Genomic DNA, 3,632 nt, shown 5'->3' with positions numbered 1-3,632 from the left:
CTGCGCCCTGGCCATCAGCCAGTCCTCGCGCAGCAGTCGGCGCACCTCGGCCGCCACTTCGGCGTCGAGCACGGCCGGGTGCTTGTCGCTCACCATGAAGATCTCGAAGACGGCGCGGTCGGCCGACGGGAACGGCCCGAGCAGGTCGCCGGCGGCGGCGTTGAACACCTTGGCCTCGATGTCGGCGCGCAGCGAGCCGCGCAGCACCTTGCCGATGGCGCCGCCCTGCTCGCGCGTGTCGGCGATGGAGTGCTCGCGCGCCATCTCGGCGAAGCTGTCGGGGTCATCGCGCAGGTAGGAGATGAGTTCCTTGGCCTTGTCCTCGGCGTCCACCACGATGTGGCTGATCTCGATGCTGTCGAACTTCGGCGAATGGAGCTTGAAGTAGGCATCCACCGCGCGCTCGTTCGTCACCTCGGCCATCATCTTTTCCTGGTAGAGGCTTTCGGTGATGAAGGTCTCGAACTCGTCCAGGCTGACGTTAAGCACGTCGAGATAGTGGTTCATGTCCGCCGCGCGGTGCAGCCCCTGCACGCGGCGGAACTGGTCGGCGCGCTCCTGCACCTCTTCGGGGGTGACGCCGATGCGCTGCTTGCGCGCCGCGTGCACGGTGAGCTTGTCGCGCACGATCTGCTCGATCAGCCCCTCGAACTGCCCCGTGAGCTTCAGCACCCGGATGAACTCCTCGACGCCGATGATCTCGTCGTCGACCCGCACAATCGCTGTCATGTTCCGTGCTCCTCGCTCGTTGCCGCACGCGCCGTGCCGGGCACGCCGCCCCTCCCGCCCCCGCCCCGCATGCCGCGCGCCCGTCAGCCGGCCACCTGCCGGAACGGGTCCAGCCCCAGGTCGATCAGGCGCCGCTCGCGCACCACGATTTCCGCCGTGGCGGTCATACCGTAGCGCAACGGATATTTGCCGTCCGCCACGGCGTAGTACGTCTGCGCCAGCCGCACGCGGCCTTCGTACACCGGCTGCCGGTTCTGCCCCGCCAGCTTGGTCGCCGGCGAGATGTATTCCAGCGTGCCGTTGATGAGCCCGTAGCGCTGGTAGGGAAAGGCATTGAACTTGAGCTTGACCGGCAGCCCCTCGCGCAGGAAGGCGCGGTCGCGCTCGGCGATCTCGATCTTCAGCACCGGGCGCGCGTCCTTGGGCGCGATGCCGCCCAGCGGCGCGTTGGCCTGCACCTTGTCGCCGCGCTGCGTGGAGCTCACGTCGGTGATGACGCCGGCCACCGGCGCCAGGATCAGCAGGAAGTTGTCCTTGTCGATGTTCTCGAAGCGGATGCGCGCCGCCGCCTCGGCCACCAGCCGCGCGGTCTGCACCTGCAGGCGCAGCTTGTCCTCGGTGTTGCTGATCTCGCGCAGCGCGGCGTCGTACTGGATGCGCAGGTTGGTCAGCTCCTGGCTGCTGCCTTCGAGCTGCACGGTGGCCTGGTTGAGCTCCTGGCTCAGCCGCGAATCGAGCTCGGTCAGGCGCGACTGCGCGATGCGCAGCGCGTTCTCCGCCTCCACCGCGGCATTGCGCTTGCCCTCCACCTGCGACTGCGACACCCCGCCGCCGCCCGGCAGTGCGAACAGGCGCGCGTACCGGTCCTGCTCCTGGCGCGTGAACTCGCGCTGGCGGCGCGCGTTGTCGAGGTTGCTGCGCGCTTCCTGCAGCTGCGCGCGCTGCTGCTCGGCCAGGCGCGTGGTGCCCTCCGCGGTGCGGTTCTCGTGCAGGCGCTCGGCCACCTCGATCTGCTTCTTGAGTGCGGCCGCCTTGCGCTCCATCAGCAGCTTCTTGTCCGGGAACTGCTGCCACTCGCGCTCGGAGTCCTGCAGCTTGAGCTGGGCCTCCAGCGCATTGGTGGCCGCCTCGATCGCGCCGCGCGCGTTGAGCCGCGCCAGCACGTCGTCCTTCGACACCGGCTGCCCCTCGGCCACGTAGAGATCGGCCAGCTCGCCGTCCACCGGCGCGTAGAAGCGCCGCACTTCCGACTCGGGCGCGAGCGTGCCGTCCGCCGTGACGATCACATCCGCGTGGCCGACGAACGACCACACCAGCGCGCACAGCACCAGCAGCACCATCACCAGCACCGAGACCTGCATGATCTTGAGCGGCTCGGCGCTGAGGATCGCGATGCCCTCGGCGCTGTGGTCCTCGAGCGCCTCGTGCAGCGGCTTGAGGCGGTTGTCGCGGTTATCGTCCTTCATCGCGCCTCCCGCCGTCCTTCTCTCCGTCCCTGCCTCCACCCGCCGCCACGCTCTCGCCGCCGTCCGCCGCCTCGGCGCCGATCAGCGCCAGCTTGCCCTTGAGCACGGCGGGGTTCAGCACCATGCGCAGCTCCTGCAGCGAGCGGCGCTGCAGCTCGGCCTCCGCCTCGATGTCGTCGCGCACCTGGTTCCACTGCGCGGTGTCGCCGACCTTGAGCTGCGCGTAGATGCGCATGCCCTGGCGCGCCTGCGCGCTGGCGCCGGACAGCAGCCGCGCCTGCGCGCGGAACTTGGCCGAGATCTCCGGCTCCAGGCGCTGCTCGCCGCCGAGCGCGCCGTCGCGCCGGTACTGGCGCCAGCTTGCCAGCGCGCCGTTCATGAGCACCTGCGCGCGCCGCAGCGCGGTGTCGTGGATGGCCGCCACGTCCGGCTCGATGGCCTTGACGAAATAGGCGTCCTGCGCCGGATCGAGCACGGCGTAGAAGGACAGCAAGCGCTCGTCGTAGCCGCTGCCGCCGCGCCCCTTCTGCAGCTCGCCGAACTGCGCGGCCACCGCCTGCCGCCGCGCCAGCTCGCTGGCCGCCGCCTCGGCCCAGGGGCCGCCCTTGATCTGCTGCAGGGCCGCGAAGGCGGCGCCGGCATCGCCCGCGCGCCAGGCCTTGTCCGCGTCGCCGTACAGGCGCGCCACCTCGGGCGTGGGCAGGCGGCCGGCGGCGAGCTCGCGGTAGCGCGCCTGGAACGGCGGCGTGGCGAAGCCGGCGCCGGCCATCTGCGCCACCACCGGGCCGAGCGCCGTCGCGCGCAGGGCGGCGTCGAGCTCCAGGTAGCGCCGCAGGTCCTCCTTGAGGCGGTCCATGCCGGCGAGGCGCGGGTATTTCTCGGCGTAGTCCGCCAGCACGGGCTGCAGCGCCTGCGGCGCATCGCCGGCCAGCCCGGTGGCCAGCGCCGCGTTGAGGCGGTCGATGGCGGCGAGGTAGACGGAATCGTCGCTCTGCAGCTTGCGCACGTAGCTCAGCGCCACCGCGTAGCGGTCCTTGAACGCGGGCACGTAGGCGGAAATGCGGTCGAGCGCGCGCTGGTGCGCGGGGATGTCGGCGTTCCAGTCGCGCAGCAGGCCGCGGATGGCGGCCTCGTCGGCATACATGCGGATCGGCGCGTCCACGCCGCCGCGGCCCGCCACGAAGCGGTCGAGCCGGCCCAGCCACGCCATCTCGTCGAGCAAGGCGCGCGCGTCGGCGTTGTGCGCGCCGAGCGTCTTCATCCGCGCCAGCGCCGCGTCGGCGCCGTCGAAGTCGCGCGCCTGCAGCCTGCCCATCCAGGCGGGCACATACGCGCGCAGCAGCGCCTCGGTGCCCGCGGCCTTGAACTGCGCGTTGTCGGGATGCCGCGCGAGATAGGCGTCGGCCACGGCGGCGGCGCGCGGGAAATCGCCGCCCG

General features: G+C 71.4%; 2 protein-coding genes and 1 pseudogene. All 3 read right to left on the bottom strand.

The annotated features are described in order from the left end of the window. Nucleotides 1-729 (bottom strand): peptidylprolyl isomerase (locus tag K206_RS0134875; RefSeq protein ID WP_020424030.1); only part of this gene is annotated, 729 nt, incomplete at its 3' end. 83 nt (nt 730-812) lie between these two features. Next, nucleotides 813-2,195 (bottom strand): HlyD family efflux transporter periplasmic adaptor subunit, encoded by a 1,383-nt coding sequence (locus K206_RS0134870; RefSeq protein WP_020206898.1) that lies wholly within the window; start codon nt 2,193-2,195, stop codon nt 813-815. Further along, nucleotides 2,182-3,632: pseudogene (locus tag K206_RS44065) on the bottom strand (FHA domain-containing protein); the annotation flags it as partial. The pseudogene K206_RS44065 and the gene K206_RS0134870, both read right to left, overlap by 14 nt.

It is taken from the genome of Cupriavidus sp. WS (assembly GCF_000395345.1).
Taxonomy (GTDB): domain Bacteria; phylum Pseudomonadota; class Gammaproteobacteria; order Burkholderiales; family Burkholderiaceae; genus Cupriavidus; species Cupriavidus basilensis_B.
Note: the sequence above shows the minus strand (reverse complement) of the source record. Positions and strands in the feature narration are given on the sequence as shown.